The following is a 20,465-nucleotide window of genomic DNA, read 5'->3' on the forward strand; positions in this document are numbered from 1 at the left end:
TGATATAGGGTCAACCCCTTCCTGTCAAAGCAAAATTGCGTTTTAACCTACAATAAAACGCTGTATGTGGTACGCAGTGATAATGTAACATTGCACTACTAACTGAAAGTACGCAACATATTGATTTTATAAAAGGAGTAATTGTGGCCTCCCTTGTTCTTGCCTCATCATCGCAATACCGAAAAATGTTGCTCGCCAACATTGGTATTCAGGTAGACACCCACGCACCAGATATTGACGAAACGCCTTTTGCGAACGAAAGCCCTACTGCATTGAGTTTACGTTTAGCCGAACAAAAGGCGCACAAGGTTGCCGCTGAATTAGAAAAGGTAAATAACGACACCATTATTATAGGTAGTGATCAAGTAGCTTTGGTCCAAACCGATGCGAGCCCGCAGCTACTTGGCAAGCCTGGCACGTTTGAAAATGCAGTAAACCAGCTAATGGCATGCCAAGGTAAGCAAGTGTCATTTTATACTGCACTTTGCCTTCACCAACCTAGCGCTAGTAAAACGATAACACAGGTAGATGAAACACGCGTTTTCTTTCGCCATAACAGTGAAGCTGCCATTCGCGCCTACGTAGATAAAGAGCAACCACTCGATTGCGCCGGCAGTTTTAAAAGCGAAGGTTTGGGTGTATTACTGTTCGATAAAATAGAAAGCCGCGACCCTAACAGTTTAATCGGTCTTCCGATAATGCTGCTAAATGAATTACTGGGCGCACACTTCGATACCGATTTATTAGCAATGGCTGCACAGTAAGCCACTAATTCTGTCAGAGCAGTTGTATCAAAGCAGTGCTACAAACCAGCGCTATTTGAATAGCGCTGTTTCTAGTTCACTTATAGAGTGTACAAGTGCAACAGGTAACAACGCTTCTAAATGAACCAGCGCTATTTGAATAGCGCTGTTTCTAGTTCACTTATAGAGTGTACAAGTGCAACAGGTAACAACGCTTCTAAATGAACCTGCGCATGTACACCGTATGACACACCTATCCTATCCATACCAATCGTTTTCGCCATTTGCATGTCGTAGGTTGTGTCGCCAATCATCACGGCGTCTTTTATTTCATAGCCCAGTTCATCAAGTAACTGTAGCAGCATGTCGGGCGAAGGCTTAGATTCTGCCTCATCGGCGGTACGTGACGCACTAAAGAAAGGACCCGTCCCTGTTTGTGCCCACGCTCGATCAAGACCGCGGCGCGCTTTACCTGTCGCAACGGCCAATGTGCATCCCGCTTCTTTCAAATTGCTAAGTAACTGTTCAACGCCATGAAACAAAGGACACGGCGTTGTATCGCGAGTGACAAATGCCTCTTTATAGGCGGCGACTAAACGCTCGGCTAACTCATCGTCTTTGATATTAAAAAGCTGTTTAATGGCAGGCTTTAAACTTATACCAATAATGTGACCTACTTCGTCGTAGGTAGGAACAGGCATATCACACTGCTTTGCAGCAAGCTGCATGCAGCTAACAATTTTTGCCGCCGAATCCATGAGCGTGCCATCCCAATCGAAGATAACAAGTTTGTACTTAGGCAGTGTTTTATCTAACGAAATGAAAGGCTGTGTTTCCACAGCCTGTTTTTTTGAATGCATAACTTACAGCGCTTTAAGTGTATTTGAGAGTGTGTCGTCTAATGGCGCGGTGAATGTCACGCGCTCTTCAGTCGCTGGGTGCAGGAATGAAATACTGCGAGCGTGAAGGAACAGTCTATTCAGCCCTTTCTGGCGCATTGCCGCGTCGAAATCCGCATCACCGTATTTTGGGTCACAAGCAATAGGATGACCCGCATGCAAACAGTGAACGCGAATTTGGTGGGTTCTACCTGTAATAGGCGACGCTTCAACCAAGGTTGCACCTGCGTATTCCTCTAATATGCGATAGCGAGTTTCTGACGGTTTACCATCGTCGCTTACACTTACCATGCGCTCACCTGATTGCAGCACATTTTTACGAAGCGGCGCTTTAACTTTAAATCGAGTTTTAGGCCACTCACCTGCAACTAGCGCATTATATCGCTTGTCCATTTTGCCAGTGCGAAGCTGCTCATGCATGTGGCGAAGGGCAGAACGTTTTTTAGCAATTAAAATGCAGCCCGACGTGTCACGGTCTAATCGGTGTACCAATTCCATAAATTTGGCATCGGGACGCAAGGCTCTTAAGCCTTCGATTAAACCAAAACTCAAGCCACTTCCTCCGTGAACTGCCATTCCCGATGGCTTGTTGATAACAAGTATACGGTCGTCCTCGAAAAGGATATGCGACTCTAATGATGCAATTTTATCGAGCTTTGGCGATGGCGCAGGCGCACCTTCCGACACGCGAACCGGTGGTATTCTGATTAAATCGTCGGCTTGTAACTTATATTCAGGCTTAACACGACCTTTATTCACCCGCACTTCACCTTTGCGTAAAATGCGATAAATCATGCTTTTCGGCACACCTTTTAGCTGGGTGCGCAAAAAATTATCGATACGTTGACCAGCCAAGTCGGCTTCAACCGTTACAAAACGTACTTTTTGGGGAGCTTCTTCTTTCATAGAAGCATTATACCCTATTGCAAAGTGCCCAACATACTGAAAGTTACGTTTTACTAAATAATTATTATATCAGCGCTTAGCTAGGACTTAGAAAACCCACCTTTGCGCATACTTTTTATCCAAAGCGCATGTTTTCTGTATTTAACATCTCAATTTATGGGATTTATTCATTCGCTTTCCTTGCTAAAATTTGACTTTTAGTGCGATAATTATCGATGTTTTTAACACGATTAAATTCACGTAAAAAGAAAGGTGTGGAACAGGCATTTCGTTGCCGCACTTTAACAATGTGAAACACAGCGTTATAAAAACATCAACAAGACCGAAAATCAGCACGCATCTGAGTGTGTTGTTTTAACTTGTAAACGATAAAAGCATGGTTTGAGCGTCGGTGACATCAGCAATGATAAGTGTTCGATGAAATAACACATTCATACCGACCCCGCGAGAGAGGCAACGACTACACTGCCGTAAAAAGCGAGGCCATGCTTGCGAACATAAAATAAGTTTGCCGTTTAGCTAACAGAATTAAATGACAATTGAGTGGCAAAAATGATGCCGCTTGAAAAAATGAAATGAGTAATAAGGGCTAGTCGCTCCCGACATCCTTAAAGCAGTGTGAACATGAATGCATCTGTACGATTATACGTGTCAATTCACGGTCGTATGGGTTTGCGCTTAAGATAAAGGCGCTTGTTTATTCGCGTGAGTGTTTGCCCACCAGGGATAATGCGACGTTACAACAAGGTCCCCGTCCAGCCGTGAGGTTGCGCGGTGAGGGTTTGCACATGTCACTTTAATTTTGTGTCTTAACGGCTGTACGAAAACAGAGTTAGATACAATGAAAAGAATGTTAATTAATGCAACTCAGCAAGAAGAGTTGCGCGTTGCTCTTGTCGATGGGCAACGGTTGTATGATTTAGATATAGAAAGTCCAGGACACGAGCAGAAAAAAGCGAACATCTACAAAGGTAAAATTACCCGCGTTGAACCCAGCTTAGAAGCTGCTTTTGTTGACTACGGTGCAGAGCGCCATGGCTTCCTACCCCTCAAAGAAATTGCCCGCACTTACTTCCCTAAAGGTTACAAATTCGAAGGCCGCCCTAACATCAAAGATGTGATTAAAGAAGGCCAAGAAGTAATTGTTCAAATTGATAAAGAAGAGCGCGGCCAAAAAGGCGCTGCATTAACTACATTCTTATCGCTTGCAGGCAGTTACCTAGTACTTATGCCAAACAACCCTCGCGCTGGCGGTATTTCACGCCGAATAGAGGGCGACGAGCGTACAGAGCTTAAAGAGTCACTAAGCAAATTGGACCTTCCTGAAGGTATGGGTTTGATTGTCCGCACTGCGGGCGTTGGTAAATCTTACGAAGAGCTAGAGTGGGATTTAAAAGTACTGCTTACCCATTGGGAAGCTATCTCTAGCGTTGCTGAAGAACGTGAAGCCCCTTTCTTAATTCACCAGGAAAGTAACGTAATTGTTCGTGCTATCCGCGACTACCTACGTCGCGATATTGGCGAAATCCTTATCGATAAAACCAGTATTTATGAGCAAGCTTTACAGCACATTCAATTAGTGCGCCCTGACTTTGCAAACCGCGTAAAGCTCTATCGTGGTGAAGTGCCGTTATTTAGTCACTACCAAATCGAAAGCCAAATTGAGTCTGCATTCCAACGCGAAGTGCGTTTGCCTTCTGGCGGCTCAATTGTTATCGACCCAACAGAAGCACTAACCTCTATAGATATTAACTCTGCCCGTGCAACAAAAGGTGGTGATATTGAAGAGACAGCGCTTAACACAAACCTAGAAGCGGCAGACGAGATTGCCCGTCAACTGCGTCTTCGTGACCTAGGTGGATTGGTTGTAATCGACTTCATTGATATGACGCCAGTACGTCACCAACGTGAAGTTGAAAACCGCATGAAAGACGCGGTGAGAAGCGACAGAGCACGAGTGCAATTGGGTCGCATTTCTCGCTTTGGCCTTTTGGAAATGTCTCGCCAGCGTTTACGCCCTTCTTTAGGCGAATCAGCGCATCACGTGTGTCCTCGCTGTTCTGGTCACGGTACCATTCGAGGCACTGAGTCTTTGGCACTGTCTATTCTTCGTATTTTGGAAGAAGAGAGTATTAAAGAAAACACGGGGCAAATTGAAGCACAGTTGCCTGTTCCAGTTGCGACGTATTTACTGAACGAAAAGCGTAAGTCTATTCAGCTTCTAGAAAAGCGCCACGGTGTTGACTTGCTACTTATTCCTAATGCGAACCTAGATACACCGCACTACCAGGTATTACGCAGACGTCCAGATGACGTTATATCTGAAGCGAGTTACGACGTAGAGTTAATGCCTGCGGTAGAAGCTGAGACGGAAACAACGACTTCTGCTCCGGTTAAGCGCGAAGAGCCAGCACTGAAAGGCCTTGTTGCGCCAACGGCTGCGCCTGTTGTAGCGCCAAAAGAAGAGCCAGCGAAGAAAGCCGACGATGTGCCTTCGCTATTTGCTCGATTTGGTAAGTGGATTAGCGATTTATTTGGTAGCGAAAGCGAAGAAGAAACCAATAAAGACAAGAAGCCACAGTCTGGTAATAAAAATAGAAACAACCGCAGCCGCAATAATGACGACCGTCGCCGCAAGCCGCGCAACAAGAACAATCGTCGTGGCAATCAGTCTCAAAACAGAGACCAAGGTAAAGACCAAAATCGCGATGGTGAGCAGAATGATAATCGCAAACCGCGCGGCGATCAGCAGCGAGACCAGCGCCAAGATCAAGATGATAAGCGCAATAACAAAGGTCGTAAGCCTCGTAAGGCACAACAACCTCGCGATGAGCAACAAAAGCCTAAGCACGAGAAGCAAGACGGCGAGCAGCAAGAAAACCAAGCGCAGAAGAAGCGTGAAGTTGCTGAACGCAGAAAACGTCGTGACAAGCGCCGCAGCGTCCGTGTGAAGAAAGATGACAACGGGGCAACTACTGTTGAACAAAACGAAGCCCAGGCTGCGCAAGTAGTTAAAGAAGCGCCATCGCAGCACAAAGCTAAAGCTGACGCCAAGCCTAAAGCGCCGAAAGCAGAGTCACCGGTTGAAAACACTGCTGAACAGAAGAAGGATGAGCAAAAGCCAACAGTGAAAGCAGAGAAAAAGTCAGCTGAAAAACCTGCTGAAGCGAAGCCAGTATCGGATGCTGTTAAGGGTGAAGGTGACTCATCAGCGATAACTAGTGATGCCGTTGATGGCACTGATGCGAATACCGACGCTAACAGTGAAGAGCATGGTCAAAAACGTGAAGGCCGTGGCCGTTCACGCCGCTCTCCACGTCACGTTCGTGCGGCTGGCCAACGTCGTAAGAAAGAGTCGCAGCAAGTTGACGATTCAGACACGCAAGCTAAACAGCCTGGTGAGTTGTCACCGCAGCAGCCAGAAGCAGAAGTTGAAGCGACAGCTAAGACAGATGCACCTGTTGTCGAAGAAACACAAGCAAAAGAGCCTGGGCAGTTAGCGCCAGCTGAAGAGCAACCTGTTTCTAAGCAAGAGAAAGCAAAGCTTGACGTTGAAGCCGTTCAGGACGAACTTCAGTTTGATGCAGAGCCTTTAGCGGGTAAAGAGCCTTCAGCGGGAAATAAGCCTTCAGCGGATGCAGAGCCGTCTGCGAACGATAAACCTTCGGAAGCTGTAGACTCAACTGATGAAGTAACGTCAGCAGACGATAACGCGACAACTGAAGCTAAACTGGCTAAAGAAGCTCAAACTTCAGTGCAAGAAAGCAACGTTGAAGAAACAGCTCCGGCAGCACAAGCGGAACCGGCAGTTGAAGCTAAAATAACGCAAGCTGATACGGCGTCAGAAGCTAAAGACGAAGCAACGGCATCGCCAGAGCAAGTTGAAATAAACTTGGCTGACGCACCTGTAGTTGCAGAACCAGAAGCACAGGTACAAGAGGCGAAAGCAGATACGCCAGCGACTAAAGAAGAAGCTGAAACAACAGCAGCGCCTTCTTCGAGCCTAGCAGCGAGTGGCAAAGGAAAGCGTGGTGCATCGCACCCTATGGCATTGCCTGCAGCAGTAAACGACGCATTTGTTGATGTAGCGCTTACCGCTAAAGCTGACGACACACGACCTGCACTCGCAGTATCGGGTAAAACTGCAGCCATGTCGCACGTAACGTCACGTGCATCAGCAGTAACAACGCTTCCTCAGTCGGTAGATGACGTTGCCGAAGTAGCAGCAGTGGCTGAATAATTTTCAGTCGCTAGTGCGCTACTAGCTAATTGACGTAAAAGCCGCTTTCGAGCGGCTTTTTTGTTTGTTAGTGTATGTTTAACATCGAGTCCGAGTTGAGAATAAAATGTCAGATACGGTAAACCAGCAGTATATAGATTGGTTAAGCCAAGTATGTAACGCGCAAGTATTAGACACACAAATGATTCAACCTCTTTGGAGTGGCTACGGAGCATGCTTTCGTGCCACTTTGGGCTATCCCAATAGTACTTTTTCAAAGAACCAGGACGAGAGAAGCCCTTTCCAAGAAAGCCAGTATCACCAAGCTCAACAAAACCCACTTGGCGCGCAACAAGGTGGAGACGAAGCAGCGCTAAAAGTAGTTGTGAAATGCGCCACTCCGCCACACAGGCTCTCACACCCTAAAGGCTGGAATGGTGAAGCTAGCCACAACCGTAAGTGCCAATCTTTTAAGGTAGAGAACTGTTTTTATAGCGACGTTCAAGTCCAAACTGATGCGTCGTGCCGTACAGCTAAATGTTTAGGGCACAGCCAACAGGGCGAAGCCTCCCTTCTTGTTATGGAAGACTTAGCACACAGTGGCTATTCTCGAACGGCCTCTTCACTTTCCGCTGCGCAATGCATCACTGTTCTAAAATGGCTTGCCAACTTTCATGCACGCTTTGTCAATGTGAGAGATGAATTTGATAGCCGAAGTTTACAATTATGGCCTGAAGGCACTTATTGGCACTTGGCAACCCGTGAAGATGAGTTCAACGCCATGTCGGATGGATTACTAAAGCAACATGCTGTCGATATATCTACCACGTTAGGCAACGCTCACTATCACACTTTGGTGCACGGCGATGCTAAAGTGGCTAACTTTTGTTTTACCGAAGATTTTTCTGACTGTGCAGCTGTCGACTTTCAGTACGTGGGTTATGGCGCAGGCATAAAGGACGTGGCGTATTTTTTGGGCAGTGCCCTATCAACCCAAACCCACATGAAACATCGTGATGCATTGCTCGATAACTACTTTCAAGCGCTCGAAGATGCGCTACACACTCGATTGGCTAACAATGATAGTTCGGCTTGTTTCAAGCGTGCTGATATTGCGCTTATCATTGCTGAATGGAAGTACCTGTACCCCTTCGCCTGCGCTGACTTTTATCGGTTCTTAGCGGGTTGGAGCCCCGAACACTGGAAAATAGATGAAGAGCTCCAATATCAAACAGATATTGCCTTGTCTATTCTTGAGCGCACGGCTTAAACGATTACGTTTTCATAGTGATCACGACTTTTATGAACGTACTTTTTTTCTCTCTCGCGCCCTTTTTTACGTTCTATTTCTACACCAATTCAGACGACATGTCGCTGGTAGCCCATCTGCTCAGACTTACTATTTTATTGCCGTGAAACTGCACCATTAAATTACGTTTAGCGTATATAGTGACAAATAATCATAACGCTGCTGCCAATGTACAAACGTAAACTCTACCTTTTTGGGCTACTTTCCACTTTTATTCTGTTGATTGCTTTAGCCAGTGCAGCCATATCTGCGCATTTAACGCGCACTAACTTAGCGCAAGCTCAACTCGCTCAATCCCTGCTGTCAGAGCACCAGCAGTTATCAAGTATTTCCTACAGGCTTTTCAAACAGCTAACCGATGAGCTTATTTTTGGCAAGAATGCGAACCAAGCGAAAGTGAGAAACAAACAACAACAAATAGAAAACTCGTTGAACCGTATAAAATCTCTGGAACTTGCCCAACGCGAAGCACTAGGGCTTGAGGCAACATTAGGAAGTGTTGAAGATACCGATGAACTTGAAGCGCTGATTCAAGGCATTGTGGAAGAGTTTAGAGCTATTGCGCTAAGTAACGACAGTACTCCACTTAATCAACAGCAGCGCCTTCAAACATTACTTGAAGTAACTATCGACAACCAGTTTAGGGAGGCCATCAACTCTGCAGTAAACCGCCAAACAGGCGTTGTATCGCGCATTAACGCTAGCATTGAAACGCTAAACAGCAGCATTGTGTGGTTTACTATCAGTTTAGGCCTTATCACCTGTCCTTTCATTCTGCTGGGTTGTTATTGGCTATTCAATGCCCTGTATCAGCCGCTTACAGTTATTCGCACGGGTACCGATGCCATTGCCTCGGGAAACTACCACTATCGATTGCCTGAAACCCTGGATAGCGAATTTACTGACTTGGTTAAAGCACTAAATTCGATGATAGCGCGACTACAAGAACACGAAGACCAGGCTGATGCCCATCGTAAGCACTTAGAGTTTGAAGTGGAGAGCCGAACCCGGGCTTTAAAAGAAGCAAACAATAAACTCACTCAGCTGGACGCAAAGCGCCGACAATTTATGGCTGATGTAAGTCACGAATTGCGCACGCCGTTAACCATTATTCGTGGCGAAGCGCAGGTAACCCTTAGGCAGTCTGCGGCTAGCAACGAGATTTATAAAGAAACGCTAGAAACCATACTTGAGCAAGCCGTGAACTTAAGTAAGTTGGTTGATGATTTGCTGCTGCTAGCGCGTGCCGAGATGCACGAATTTACTGTAGATCTGGTTAAATCTGACTTACATAACCTGCTTACACAAAATATGGCGTTATGGCAAAAGCTCACAAAGCCAAGAGACTTAGATCTTAAATGGCTTGCCAATAATGAGGTCCAAGTGCTCATCGACAAAGACAGAATTGTGCAGGTACTGACCATCCTTATCGAAAACGCGCACAAATATTCTTATCCCGATACGCCCATTGTGCTGCGCGTTGAGAGCGAAGGCCCGAATATCAACGTATCGGTCATTGATAGCGGTGAAGGCATTTCGTCAAGTGATTTGCAGCACGTTTTTGAACGCTTCGTTAGGTTAAAGCGCAAAGGCAATGGAATGGGGCTAGGTTTGTCTATCGCTAAAGCGATAGCAGAAGCCCACCACGGTACATTGAGTGCGCATTCCACATTAGGTAAAGGCTCGCAGTTCACGTTGACGCTGCCAGTTTTACAAGACCACGCGACTAGGGCCTGATGACCGTTACTGTACATTTTTGCAGCGGTCAACAGGCTCCAATAACAACCGTTAAGTAACTTCGAACGACTAGGATCATAACAACAATGAAAATTCTTATTGCTGATGACGAAGCCCCCTTGCTACGCTTTCTATCACGAGGCTTAAGCGCTGAAGGTTTTGAGTGCATCGAAGAGTCGGCATTACACAACTTAGTCACGCGCATTCGCCATGAAGCCCCTGCTATTATTGTACTTGATCGCATGTTTGGTGATGAAGATAGCGTAGAGCTGCTGCCCGCAATCAAGTCGCTTCCCCATGCCCCTATGGTTTTGTTGCTAACCGCGGTGGACGAAGTACGCGAGCGCGTGAATGGTTTAAAACAAGGCGCGGATGACTATTTGTGCAAGCCATTTGACTTTGACGAACTACTTGCGCGCATAACGGCCTTAAGCCGAAGAGTGACGAATACACCGGTTACCCAATTAGGCCTCACCATCGGACCGTTAAACATCGATGACGAGTCACGTATTGCGACATTGTCTGGGGAAGAGATTTCGCTCACCAAACTAGAATACGACATGCTCTACTACTTCGCAGAAAATGCTGAAAAAGTGCTGTCTCGAGAACGCATATTAAGTCGAGTATGGCGAAGTCACAGCGATCCGTTAACTAATGTTGTTGATGTGTATATCAGTAGGCTGCGACAAAAACTTCACAGCAGTGATGCCATATTTATTGAAACTCTGAGAGGCAACGGCTATCGGTTGACCACCAGAAAATAGTCGTTTCGTCTCATTAGCTATTGCATTCATGTGTTATCCCGCCTAATTTGAACACTCGTTCAATATTTATATAAAGGATAATTATGGCTCGCTCACCTTCTTCATTACTCTCAAGGCTATGTTGCGCAACCGCTGTAGGCATTAGTCTATTGTCATCACCAGTCTTCGCTCAGACAGACACCAGAAGTGCCGCGCAGCCTGATAAGAATACAGCAATGTCTGCACGGGAATTGCGAGCACCAAAGGTTATCTTTTTCGATGTTAATGAGACCTTGCTTGACCTCACCGCCATGCGCAGCTCGGTAGGCGAAGCCTTGGGCGGTCGAGATGATTTGTTGCCACTGTGGTTCTCTACTATGCTGCATCATTCACTGGTTGATTCAACGACTGGCCGCTTTCATACCTTTGGAGAAATTGGCGTTGCCTCATTGCTGATGGTGGCTGAAATTGAAGGTATAGAATTGACAAAAGCGCAAGCGAAAACGGCAATTGTCACGCCTTTGCGAAGCCTACCGCCCCATCCTGACGTGCGCGATGGCTTACAGGCACTTAAAAACAAGGGTTATAAACTAGTAAGCCTTACCAACTCGTCTAATCAAGGCGTATATACTCAATTTAAAAATGCTGATCTTTTGTCTTATTTCGACGAGCGACTAAGTGTAGAAGACATTAACTTATATAAGCCCGATACTCGCACGTATGAGTGGGCTATTGAAAAAATGGGTATAGCAGCAGAAGACGCTATGTTAGTGGCGGCACACGGTTGGGATATTGCTGGTGCTAAACAGGCAGGCTGGCAAGCCGCGTTCATTGCACGCCCCGGTAAGGTACTTTACCCGTTAGCAATAGCGCCTGACACGGTGGTAAGCGGAATAGATGAATTAGTCTCCCAATTACCCGATGCCAAATAAGCGTTAGGGTTGATGGTATCTAGGTGCACATAAAAGCACAGCTTATCGGTTGGCACGGGTAAACATAATTATTAGGTTAAACACCTGGGCCATAAAAGGTCATGCCAACCAATATTTCGAGCTAGGCACTGAGCTACGCTGTTGCCGTGCCTGCTCTTTTCATATCGATGTGAGGAATATCGTCTTCCAAGTACATAGTCGAAGTGGCTTCAAACCCAAAACCTTCATAAAACCGTTTTAAATACTCTTGCGCGCCAATTTCAATATCACAGCCTGGCCATAACGCCTCACAATGATCAATGGCTTCACGCATAAGTGCTCTGCCCGCCCCTTTACCTCTGAAAGCTTCGCTGGTAGCTACTCGACCGATACTCACCGATGGATAACTAACCCCTTCGCCAAGTAATCGTGCACACGCTACCAATTTGTTATCTTGAAACCCCATTAAATGATGAGTTTTCGGATGGCGGTCTTTTTCGTCAAGCTCCGGATAGGCACAGTTTTGCTCAACGACAAAAACATCGACACGCAGCTTGAGCAAGTCGAAGAGTTGATGATTAGTCAGTTCATTAAATGTAAGTGATTGCCAGGAAACCATGTTGCCTCGATGATTTTTTATTATTAACGTTTGAGTAGCGCCTTTAACAGATCCTGTTAAAGTTATAGATGTCAAAATACAAATTTTAAGATGCCAATTTTAAAATGCTAACTTTAAAATCTTTGCGACGATAACGGTTGGTTTAGTGTATCGCAACCCATTTTACTCAAAACTTATGCTACAGCCTGAGCACCACACGCGTAGGCCAAGATACTCTGGATTATTCAGGCCCTAGGGTTAAGATACTCGTTGTTCGCCAACCCCGCCTTGACATAGTCAATGAACATTTTAACCTTAGTAAGGTTCTTACGCCCTTCAACACTTACCACCTGTATAGGCAACTTTTTGTCTTCCACATCTTCTAACAAACTTACCAAATCACCACTTCTAAGTGCTTCTGCAACCTGATAGGACATCAACCGAACAACCCCAACGCCTGCAATAGCGGCGTTAATAGCCGCTCTGTTTTGGTTGGATTGAAAACGAGGTGTGAGCTTAATGGCATTAGGTCTGCCGTTTTTGTGATACGTCCATACCGCTGGCTCGTTAAAGCGCGTCGGATAAAGCACACTATGCCGTTTTAAATCTTCTGGCTTTTTTATGGCCGGGCGACTCGCCAAGTAGCTAGGCGCCGCACAGGTTACACGCCGTACGTATCCTACCGTAACACCGTAAAGCGAGGAGTCTTTCGGGTTACCTATACGTATTGCTACATCCATATTGCTATCAATTAGATTCACCACATCGTCGTGAAAATGCCCGTTAACCCTAATGTCGGGATAGTCCTTAAGAAATTGGGATATTATTGGCGTTACATAACGTTCGCCGAACAAAATTGGTGCCGTGATATTAAGCTCACCTCTGGGCACTAAATCAATGCCAGACACAGCAGCTTCACTTTGCTCAATATCTGCCAGTATACGTGAAACATGAATAAGGTAATGTTCACCAACCTCACTCAATTTCACTTGCCGCGTTGTGCGATGAAAAAGTCGAGTATTTAACTGTGCCTCTAAATGTGCAATACACCGAGTAACCGCAGGCGCTGACATCGACATCGCGTCTGCAGCTCCTACAAAGCTTCCCGACTTAGCAGCCTCTGCAAACACTCTCATGCACAAAAGCTTGTCCATATTATTTCACTCAATGAAATTATAAATTTCAAAAATAGCTAATTATTAAATAAAAGGAAAGTTCTAGTATCGCTCTCAGCTTTTGCACGTTTTCGTTCAGGTTAACGTTTTTACACTACAGCCCAATGCCTACAGGAGTTAATTATGAGACCACCGCTTCCCCCCTTTTCACCTGAAACCGCAGCGCAAAAAGTGCGACTTGCTGAAGACGCATGGAACACCAAAGATGCGGTAAAAGTTGCAGGTGCTTATACCTTTGACTGCCGTTGGCGCAACCGAGCAGAATTTATTGAAGGACGTGCTCAAATAGTGAGTTTTTTGACGAGAAAGTGGAACAAAGAGCTCAACTATAAATTAGTAAAAGAGCTATGGGCATTCAACGCAAACCGCATAGCAGTGCGCTTTGCATACGAGTACAAGGACGATTCTGGTCAATGGTATAGAGCTTACGGTAATGAAAATTGGCAGTTCAACCTTGATGGCCTAATGGAAAAACGTATTGCCAGTATCAACGAACATCCTATTTCAGAAAGTGACCGAAAGTTCACGTGGGATGGCGAACGACGCCCTGACGATTTTCCCACGCTGTCCGAGCTTGAGCTGTAAACAATGTTGATAATAACACCCAACTAACCATTTCTATTGAGAGGATGAATTTATGACAAATCCAACAAGCAATACATTGCCAAAAAGCCCTATTGTTTTGATTCAAAACCCTAAATCTGGCCACTGCCACAAGGTTTCATTGTTTATGGCACTGAATGCCATCCCTTTCACAACCGTTGAGCCTGACATGGCCAAAGGCGAGCACAAGAGTGATCGCTTCAGTTCACTTAACGTGTTTAAACAAGTCCCCGTGATAACAGACGGTGATATCACGTTGGCTGACTCCAATGCCATTCTGGTTTATTTGATCCACGCATACGCAGACAGTGACTATTGGCTAGGAAAGGACGCCAAAGAAAAAGCGCTAATTCAACGCTGGCTATCAGTCTCAGCGGGTGAACTTGCTAAAGGGCCGGCCGCCGCGCGATTAGAATACGTATTTGGAGCAACTATTCATGTGCCCACAGTACTAGCCACCAGCGAGACGTTACTTGCAAACATGGAGGCTCATCTAGAAAACACGGTAAGTGCTTTTTTGGTTGGCGAACACGTTACCGCAGCAGACATCGCTATGTATTCATATATAGCTCATGCCCCTGAAGGAGGAATATCGTTGTCCAAGTTTCCTCTTATCAATGCCTGGATAAATGCGGTTGAGAGTCTGGATAATTTTGTCCCAATGCCAGCGTCTGACATCGCACCAGCGCGCAATACCAGTCCGCATAGTTAATTGAGGTCGTTATGTCTCTACCTAAGCTATCATCCTTGAACCCAGCGTTTCATCAAGGCGAAATTGCACTGCAAAAAGAGCTGGAAATTGACAGGGAAATCGGTGAGCGGACGAATGGTTTTATCCGTAGCTTTATGCCGGAACAACACAGACTGTTCTTTACATCCAGTCCGTTCACTGTTTTCGCCTTGGTAGACGAAAAAGGCCACCCTGTAGCCACCCCTGTTTGGGGAGAAGGAGGTTTCATAGAAAGTCCCTCTGCTACCCAATTGCGCTTTAGCCTACCAGTAGAAGTTTGGAATATGATGCAACACTCGTTAAATCTCGACGTGACTTCAGGCAGCAAAATTGGAATCGTCGGCATTGAATACGCTACAAGGCGAAGAAATCGATTGAACGGTACGATAAGTCACGCAACTAATGAAAACCTTACGGTATTGGTAGACCAAAGTTTCGGTAACTGCCCCCAATACATTCACAAACGAACCACAGTCAAAAAACAACGTGCCGTTCAGACTGCCCCAATGAAAAACACAGTAGGTGCCGGTGATTCTACATTTTTTACTTCAACATCGAATGAGCTCACCCCAAGCGCACGCTCGCTAATATCAAGGGCTGAAACGTTTTTTATTGCCTCACGACATAAATCTTTAGGCCATGCAGCGAATGAAGGGCTAGACGTTTCTCACAGGGGGGGCAAAGCAGGCTTTGTTAAAGTGGAAGGGAATTCGTTAATCTTTCCCGATTTTAGCGGTAATAAATTCTTTAATACTTTGGGCAACATCTTACTAGACCCACGCGTCGGTCTGTGTTTTTGGGATAATGAAACAGGTAACCTTCTGTTTATTAAAGCAAAGGCGAGTATCGAATCCCTCGAATCGAATATAACCGCATTTGAAGGTGCAGAGCGCTTTGTGTCTCTTTCGGTACTCTCGGTAACACATATTTCGGGTGTGTATCCCTACTCCCATGAGATTACAGACATGTCCCCCTATGCACTAAAGACAGGTGACTGGAAATAAGCGGTTAATTGATGAACCCTATCATCTAGTTAGCGTAATCAATTGGAATACCGTAACCAGAATGGTTACGCTGTTTAGACAAAAAGTCTTGGTTAGGTTTTGTAGACAAGGGCAAATGCCCGCGTAGACACAGGGGCAGAACATGAGTGATAAGCGTAACATCAAAACGTACAACAAACCCGCTGGCGGATGGGGAGCACTAAAGAGTGTAACCCAGAGCTGGATCCAAAGCGAAAAGCCACTTAAGAATCTACGAGCCATGCTCAAGACGAACCAAGACAAAGGCTTTGACTGCCCAGGCTGTGCGTGGGGTGAATCACCAGAAAGTGGTTTAGTGAAGTTTTGTGAAAATGGTGCTAAAGCAGTGAATTGGGAGTCTACCGGTCGCTATGTAGACCCAACATTTTTCTCTAAGTATTCGGTCGGCTCACTGAAAAAGCACACCGATTACTGGCTTGAGTCACAAGGGAGACTCACCCACCCTATGCGCTACAATGCTCAAGCAGACCATTACGAACCAGTATCATGGGACGATGCCTTCGCACTTATTGCCAAACACTTGAAGGATTTACATTCCCCTCATCAGGCGGAGTTTTATACCTCCGGGCGGGCGAGTAACGAAGCCGCCTATTTATATCAGTTATTCGTACGCGCATTTGGCACAAATAATTTTCCCGATTGTTCAAATATGTGCCACGAAGCGTCGGGGCAAGGTATGAAACCTACGATAGGCGTGGGCAAAGGCACAGTTACGTTCAATGATTTTGCAAAAGCAGACACCATTTTTGTTATCGGCCAAAATCCGGGAACTAACCACCCTCGCATGCTAGAACCTCTTCGTGAAGCAGTACGAAGAGGGGCGCAAGTGATATGCTTCAACCCGTTAAAAGAGCGTGGGCTTGAGCGATTTCAAAACCCGCAGCATCCGGTTGAGATGCTAACCAATGGCTCTGAGCCAACCAATACCGCCTATTTCAGGCCTGCTCTTGGTGGTGACATGGCGGTTATGCGCGGCATCGCTAAATGGCTGTCAACTTGGGAGCAAGAAGCCAAAGCGAACAATGCTCCTCCCGTATTCGACCACGACTTTATTAACGCACATACCAATGGAATGGACGACTATTTGAGTGCCGTTGAAACGACGAGCTGGGAGCATATTGAAGCGCAGAGCGGTTTATCAAAAGACGAAATACGTCACGCGGCAACCATGTACAAACGTGGAGAGCGGGTGATCATGTGTTGGGCAATGGGGATCACCCAACACAAGCACTCAGTCGCTACGGTTCAGGAAATAGTGAACGTTCAACTACTACGAGGAAACGTGGGCAAGCCTGGTGCAGGGCTTTCTCCCGTTCGTGGCCACAGCAATGTGCAGGGGGATAGAACTGTGGGTATTAACGAAGTCCCCCCCAAAGCATTGCTTGACGCACTGGAGAACAAGTTTAACTTCGCCGTTCCACGAGAAAGAGGTCACAATACGATTCAAGCTATCCAGGCTATGGAAAGTGGTGAATCCAAAGTTTTCATCGGCTTAGGCGGTAATTTCGCCCAGGCGACGCCAGATACGCCGCGTACTCACGCTGCGCTGTCACAATGCGACTTAACCGTTCATATCGCCACCAAATTAAATCGTTCTCACCTAACCACGGGTAAAGACGCGCTTATATTACCCTGCTTGGGACGTACTGAAATTGACATGCAGGCTAGCGGGCAACAAGGCGTGACTGTGGAAGATACGTTTTCTATGGTTCATATTTCTTATGGCCAACTTCCGCCAAGCTCGCCCGAACTTCGCTCTGAACCCGCTATTATTGCTGGTATCGCGAAGGCGACGTTAGGCAACACGCCGGTAGACTGGGACTTCTTAATAAGCGATTACGACAATATTCGTGAGCTCATTGCCGACACCATAGACGGTTTTAAAGACTTTAACACCAAACTCGCTCAACCAGGTGGTTTTCATTTAGGTAATGCAGCAGGTGAGAGACGCTGGTTAACACCATCGGGCAAAGCCGAGTTTGCTGCTAACGCCCTGCCTGATTCACTGTTAAATGCTGACCTCGTTGCGAAAGGTGAAGAGCCGGACCTCATTTTACAAACACTGCGCTCTCATGATCAGTACAACACAACTATTTATGGTATGGATGACCGCTACAGAAACGTGTTTGGCGCGCGGGACGTTCTGTTTGTCAATGAACGTGACATTAAGAAGCTGGGTTTTAACGATGGCGATAAAGTCGACATTACGTCAATGTGGAACGACGGCAAAACACGCCAAGTTAAACAGTTTATGTTGGTGGCTTACGACATCCCGCAAGGTCAAGCAGCAGCATATTACCCCGAAACCAATCCGTTAGTACCACTAGAAAGTTACGGTGATGGCACGTTCACACCAACATCGAAATTTATCGCGATCAAACTTTCGAAATCTGAATCAGATGGCCGAATAGCAGTCTCTGCGGTGTAAGCTTTTCGTTGCTTATCCGGTACTTATCAGTACAGGCCCTTTGTTTCTAACTGGCTCGCTGCGCACTACTTTTCTTGCGGTGCGTAAGCTCTTGGAGGGTCATACTTAGGTACATGGATCAGGGTGAGACCATAACGGCTTGCCCACTTTACTGATAAGGCTGTAGGAGCAGATAGCGTCACTACCAAAGGTAATTTAGCTCTTATCGCTTTTTGAACCAACTCTAAACTGCAGCGGCTTGTGAGCACAACAATACCTTCAGGTTGAAAGAGTTTTTTGGTGGTGATAGCACCAATTAATTTATCAAAAGCATTATGCCTTCCTATATCTTCTCGGCATGCCAGCACATTGCGCTTAGCATCAATGTAGAGCGCTCCATGCACCGCACCGCTCTGCTGAGCTAATGCTTGCGCATTAGATATATGGCTTCGCAATCCTTTAAACCAGCTCACATCAGGCAAAGGCGATACATCAATAGACGTCAATTGAGGCAAAGCGTTGTCTAATGCCTCAACACCGCAGAGCCCACAGCCCGACGCCCCCGCCAATTGCCGTTTATTTTCCTTTAACTTCCAGAACGCCTGATTGGCAATTTCAACTTCCGCATTGATGTGTTCTTTGTGATGCGTCAATTCAATACCGTAAAGCTGGCGGGGATGTTCGATAATGTCGTTACTTAAACTGAAGCCCACAATGAAATCTTCAATGTCGTTTGGGGTTATCAGCATTACGGCATAATTAATACCGTTATAACTAATGCTTAAAGCGACTTCTTCGGCAAGGGCAAACTTTTGAGTATAGGGTGCAGCATCTAAAACCAATGCGTGTTGTTCAGTATTACTTTTCATGTGGCCAATCACCTGGAGTATTCACATTCAGCCACTCTACGTCATCGTCATTAGACATATTTGCTTTGCTATCGCTTTCATCTTTACGCGCTGTTTTTTTGAGGCCGGCTTCTTTAAGAGAAACTGCATTGAGAATTTCTAAAAATCCTACCACTCGTCTTTTACTTTGCTCAACTAGATAGTTGGCTAAGAGGGCTTTGGTGTCCTGAGTAACGGGTAAATAGAAAGGCAAAAAGCGTTTTTCCACATAACATGCCTTTTCAGCCTCTCGCCCTCGCGAAACTAATATTCTCAAAAGCTCGGGCGTCATCTGCGGCATGTCAACGGGAAGAACAAGCAGTTCACAAGGATTGCCATTGTGATTATCAGATTGAGATAGTGCGTCTAAAACAGCATGTACTCCGCTAAGCGGACCTGCATCTTCAATTTTGTCATTCAAAAAGCCTGGCGCGTTGCGGCTAATTAACACTTTATCGCAACTCGCAGACTGTAAAAGTAACGAAGCATTATCGATGAGAGTACGGCCCTGATAACGCATAAGTGCTTTATCTTGCCCCATTCTACGCGATTGACCACCCGCAAGCACTAAACCGATGAGTGTCGTATTCACTTTACTCACTGCATATGCCCCCTTTATTGAAAATCTCCTCATATCCTTTTAAAAACTCAAAGCATTGCTTTGCAATGGGAGAGCTGGGTTCGCCTTTTCGCATGATGAGCCCTAAAGGCGAAATGGTTTTACCATCGTCAACAGTAACATAGGCGAGCCCTAAATCATCATTGGCCTTTGCGACGTTGGTTGGAAGGATCGTACAACACATCCCCTTTTTCACTGCTTGCAGTAAACAATGAACCGAGTCTGATTCAATAACAGGCTCATTGTTCACGCCCACATTAGCCATGTTTAACGTGATTGACTGCCTAAAGTGCATTGAAGGTGTTAATAACCCAAGTGGCAGTGATGAAAGAGACTGCCAGCTTAGGGTATCTTGCTCAAAGCAGTAATGATTAGGGTGATACAGCAACACCATTGGTGTAGCTTTAAACGGCAAAATATGGAAGTGTTGCGCGCTCATGCCTTCAAGGTAACAAAGACCCAGGTCAAGCTCGTTACGGTGTAGCGCGTTAACGATATACTCACTGCTATGTGTTTGTAAGGAATACTGTAGTGCACTGTGCTGTTTTGAGAGGGTGTCAATAATGTCGATAGGATCGACACTCGCTAGAGGAACGGCACCAATCCGAAGTCGGCCAACTAAGGCACCTTTGCACGATGCAGCTTCCGCTTGTAATCCGTCACACGCCGCTAAGATATTCCTTGCCCATGCCAAAATTCTTTCACCTTCCGGCGTAAAGCCTTGGAATCTGTGGTTGCGAGCCACCAACTGAATGCCAAGCTCATCTTCTAAATTATGAAGGCGTGAAGAAAGCGTGGGTTGTGTAACATTGCACGACTTAGCCGCTTTACCGAAGTGCTGCGTCTCATCTAACGCGACCAGAAACCGGAGCTGACGAATATCCAAAGACCAATACCTTAATCATGATAGATAGCTTCTATCATGATTCTACCAAT

At 46.0% G+C, this 20,465-nt stretch carries 17 protein-coding genes; 10 read left to right on the forward strand and 7 right to left on the reverse strand.

What is annotated here, in order from left to right:
- The first annotated feature begins 143 nt into the window (after window positions 1–143).
- On the forward strand, window positions 144–764 hold the full coding sequence (locus tag NO989_RS10495) for a nucleoside triphosphate pyrophosphatase (protein WP_156078260.1): 621 nt from the start codon (window positions 144–146) through the stop codon (window positions 762–764).
- A gap of 131 nt (window positions 765–895) precedes the next feature.
- On the opposite strand, the gene NO989_RS10500 is transcribed toward NO989_RS10495, so the two are convergent.
- Window positions 896–1,603, reverse strand: coding sequence for an HAD-IA family hydrolase (locus NO989_RS10500; protein WP_014976322.1), 708 nt, complete (start codon window positions 1,601–1,603; stop codon window positions 896–898).
- A gap of 3 nt (window positions 1,604–1,606) precedes the next feature.
- Window positions 1,607–2,548, reverse strand: a complete 942-nt coding sequence (rluC, locus tag NO989_RS10505) for a 23S rRNA pseudouridine(955/2504/2580) synthase RluC (protein ID WP_371342497.1) — start codon at window positions 2,546–2,548, stop codon at window positions 1,607–1,609.
- A gap of 841 nt (window positions 2,549–3,389) precedes the next feature.
- Here rluC and rne point away from each other — a divergent pair.
- The 5 genes from rne (at window position 3,390) to NO989_RS10530 (ending at window position 11,488) form a co-directional block, all read left to right on the forward strand.
- Window positions 3,390–6,788, forward strand: coding sequence for a ribonuclease E (rne, locus tag NO989_RS10510; RefSeq protein WP_371342498.1), 3,399 nt, complete (start codon window positions 3,390–3,392; stop codon window positions 6,786–6,788).
- A gap of 106 nt (window positions 6,789–6,894) precedes the next feature.
- On the forward strand, window positions 6,895–8,037 hold the full coding sequence (locus NO989_RS10515) for an oxidoreductase family protein (RefSeq protein ID WP_371342499.1): 1,143 nt from the start codon (window positions 6,895–6,897) through the stop codon (window positions 8,035–8,037).
- A gap of 207 nt (window positions 8,038–8,244) precedes the next feature.
- On the forward strand, window positions 8,245–9,813 hold the full coding sequence (locus NO989_RS10520) for a cell wall metabolism sensor histidine kinase WalK (RefSeq protein ID WP_187447410.1): 1,569 nt from the start codon (window positions 8,245–8,247) through the stop codon (window positions 9,811–9,813).
- Window positions 9,814–9,899: 86 nt separating this feature from the next.
- On the forward strand, window positions 9,900–10,577 hold the full coding sequence (locus NO989_RS10525) for a response regulator transcription factor (RefSeq protein WP_014949203.1): 678 nt from the start codon (window positions 9,900–9,902) through the stop codon (window positions 10,575–10,577).
- Window positions 10,578–10,660: 83 nt separating this feature from the next.
- The gene (locus NO989_RS10530; RefSeq protein ID WP_061485686.1) at window positions 10,661–11,488 is read left to right on the forward strand and encodes a haloacid dehalogenase type II; all 828 of its coding nucleotides are present in this window, start codon (window positions 10,661–10,663) and stop codon (window positions 11,486–11,488) included.
- A gap of 133 nt (window positions 11,489–11,621) precedes the next feature.
- Here the strand turns inward: NO989_RS10530 and NO989_RS10535 are convergent, their stop codons facing one another.
- Window positions 11,622–12,086: a GNAT family N-acetyltransferase gene (locus tag NO989_RS10535; protein ID WP_039229671.1), complete on the reverse strand. Its 465-nt coding sequence runs from the start codon at window positions 12,084–12,086 to the stop codon at window positions 11,622–11,624.
- A 224-nt stretch (window positions 12,087–12,310) separates the two neighbouring features.
- Window positions 12,311–13,219 (reverse strand): LysR family transcriptional regulator, encoded by a 909-nt coding sequence (locus NO989_RS10540; protein WP_371342500.1) that lies wholly within the window; start codon window positions 13,217–13,219, stop codon window positions 12,311–12,313.
- 144 nt (window positions 13,220–13,363) lie between these two features.
- On the opposite strand from NO989_RS10540, the gene NO989_RS10545 reads away from it, so the two are divergent.
- The 4 genes from NO989_RS10545 (at window position 13,364) to NO989_RS10560 (ending at window position 18,044) form a co-directional block, all read left to right on the forward strand.
- Window positions 13,364–13,825: a nuclear transport factor 2 family protein gene (locus NO989_RS10545; protein ID WP_014979105.1), complete on the forward strand. Its 462-nt coding sequence runs from the start codon at window positions 13,364–13,366 to the stop codon at window positions 13,823–13,825.
- A 52-nt stretch (window positions 13,826–13,877) separates the two neighbouring features.
- Entirely contained in the window at window positions 13,878–14,555 is a 678-nt protein-coding gene (locus NO989_RS10550; RefSeq protein WP_338357015.1) for a glutathione binding-like protein, read from the forward strand.
- Window positions 14,556–14,566: 11 nt separating this feature from the next.
- A complete protein-coding gene (locus NO989_RS10555; protein ID WP_371342501.1) occupies window positions 14,567–15,577 on the forward strand; it encodes a pyridoxamine 5'-phosphate oxidase family protein in 1,011 nt (336 codons plus the stop codon).
- Between the two features lie 142 nt (window positions 15,578–15,719).
- Window positions 15,720–18,044 (forward strand): FdhF/YdeP family oxidoreductase, encoded by a 2,325-nt coding sequence (locus tag NO989_RS10560; RefSeq protein WP_371342502.1) that lies wholly within the window; start codon window positions 15,720–15,722, stop codon window positions 18,042–18,044.
- A 65-nt stretch (window positions 18,045–18,109) separates the two neighbouring features.
- Here NO989_RS10560 and fdhD read toward each other — a convergent pair whose 3' ends face one another.
- From fdhD to NO989_RS10575, 3 genes are read right to left on the reverse strand one after another with little or no spacing between them, the layout of a single operon-like run.
- Window positions 18,110–18,892: a formate dehydrogenase accessory sulfurtransferase FdhD gene (gene fdhD / locus NO989_RS10565; protein WP_014976310.1), complete on the reverse strand. Its 783-nt coding sequence runs from the start codon at window positions 18,890–18,892 to the stop codon at window positions 18,110–18,112.
- Window positions 18,882–19,511 carry a molybdenum cofactor guanylyltransferase gene (locus NO989_RS10570; RefSeq protein WP_014976309.1) on the reverse strand — a complete coding sequence of 210 codons (630 nt, stop codon included), beginning with the start codon at window positions 19,509–19,511 and terminating at the stop codon, window positions 18,882–18,884. Before NO989_RS10570 ends, fdhD begins: the two co-directional genes overlap by 11 nt.
- Window positions 19,504–20,415 carry a LysR family transcriptional regulator gene (locus NO989_RS10575; RefSeq protein WP_239220233.1) on the reverse strand — a complete coding sequence of 304 codons (912 nt, stop codon included), beginning with the start codon at window positions 20,413–20,415 and terminating at the stop codon, window positions 19,504–19,506. Before NO989_RS10575 ends, NO989_RS10570 begins: the two co-directional genes overlap by 8 nt.
- Window positions 20,416–20,465: the final 50 nt, after the last annotated feature.

It is taken from the genome of Alteromonas sp. DY56-G5 (assembly GCF_041414725.1).
GTDB classification, from domain to species: Bacteria; Pseudomonadota; Gammaproteobacteria; order Enterobacterales; family Alteromonadaceae; genus Alteromonas; species Alteromonas macleodii.

What these genes read in the sequence shown, in the direction of transcription:
- NO989_RS10500 (WP_014976322.1), bottom strand. Translation starts at nt 1,603, where the DNA reads ATGCATTCAAAAAAACAGGCTGTGGAAACACAGCCTTTCATTTCGTTA.
- rluC (WP_371342497.1), bottom strand. Translation starts at nt 2,548, where the DNA reads ATGAAAGAAGAAGCTCCCCAAAAAGTACGTTTTGTAACGGTTGAAGCC.
- rne (WP_371342498.1), top strand. Translation starts at nt 3,390, where the DNA reads ATGAAAAGAATGTTAATTAATGCAACTCAGCAAGAAGAGTTGCGCGTT.
- NO989_RS10515 (WP_371342499.1), top strand. Translation starts at nt 6,895, where the DNA reads ATGTCAGATACGGTAAACCAGCAGTATATAGATTGGTTAAGCCAAGTA.
- NO989_RS10520 (WP_187447410.1), top strand. Translation starts at nt 8,245, where the DNA reads ATGTACAAACGTAAACTCTACCTTTTTGGGCTACTTTCCACTTTTATT.
- NO989_RS10525 (WP_014949203.1), top strand. Translation starts at nt 9,900, where the DNA reads ATGAAAATTCTTATTGCTGATGACGAAGCCCCCTTGCTACGCTTTCTA.
- NO989_RS10530 (WP_061485686.1), top strand. Translation starts at nt 10,661, where the DNA reads ATGGCTCGCTCACCTTCTTCATTACTCTCAAGGCTATGTTGCGCAACC.
- NO989_RS10535 (WP_039229671.1), bottom strand. Translation starts at nt 12,086, where the DNA reads ATGGTTTCCTGGCAATCACTTACATTTAATGAACTGACTAATCATCAA.
- NO989_RS10540 (WP_371342500.1), bottom strand. Translation starts at nt 13,219, where the DNA reads ATGGACAAGCTTTTGTGCATGAGAGTGTTTGCAGAGGCTGCTAAGTCG.
- NO989_RS10545 (WP_014979105.1), top strand. Translation starts at nt 13,364, where the DNA reads ATGAGACCACCGCTTCCCCCCTTTTCACCTGAAACCGCAGCGCAAAAA.
- NO989_RS10550 (WP_338357015.1), top strand. Translation starts at nt 13,878, where the DNA reads ATGACAAATCCAACAAGCAATACATTGCCAAAAAGCCCTATTGTTTTG.
- NO989_RS10555 (WP_371342501.1), top strand. Translation starts at nt 14,567, where the DNA reads ATGTCTCTACCTAAGCTATCATCCTTGAACCCAGCGTTTCATCAAGGC.
- NO989_RS10560 (WP_371342502.1), top strand. Translation starts at nt 15,720, where the DNA reads ATGAGTGATAAGCGTAACATCAAAACGTACAACAAACCCGCTGGCGGA.
- fdhD (WP_014976310.1), bottom strand. Translation starts at nt 18,892, where the DNA reads ATGAAAAGTAATACTGAACAACACGCATTGGTTTTAGATGCTGCACCC.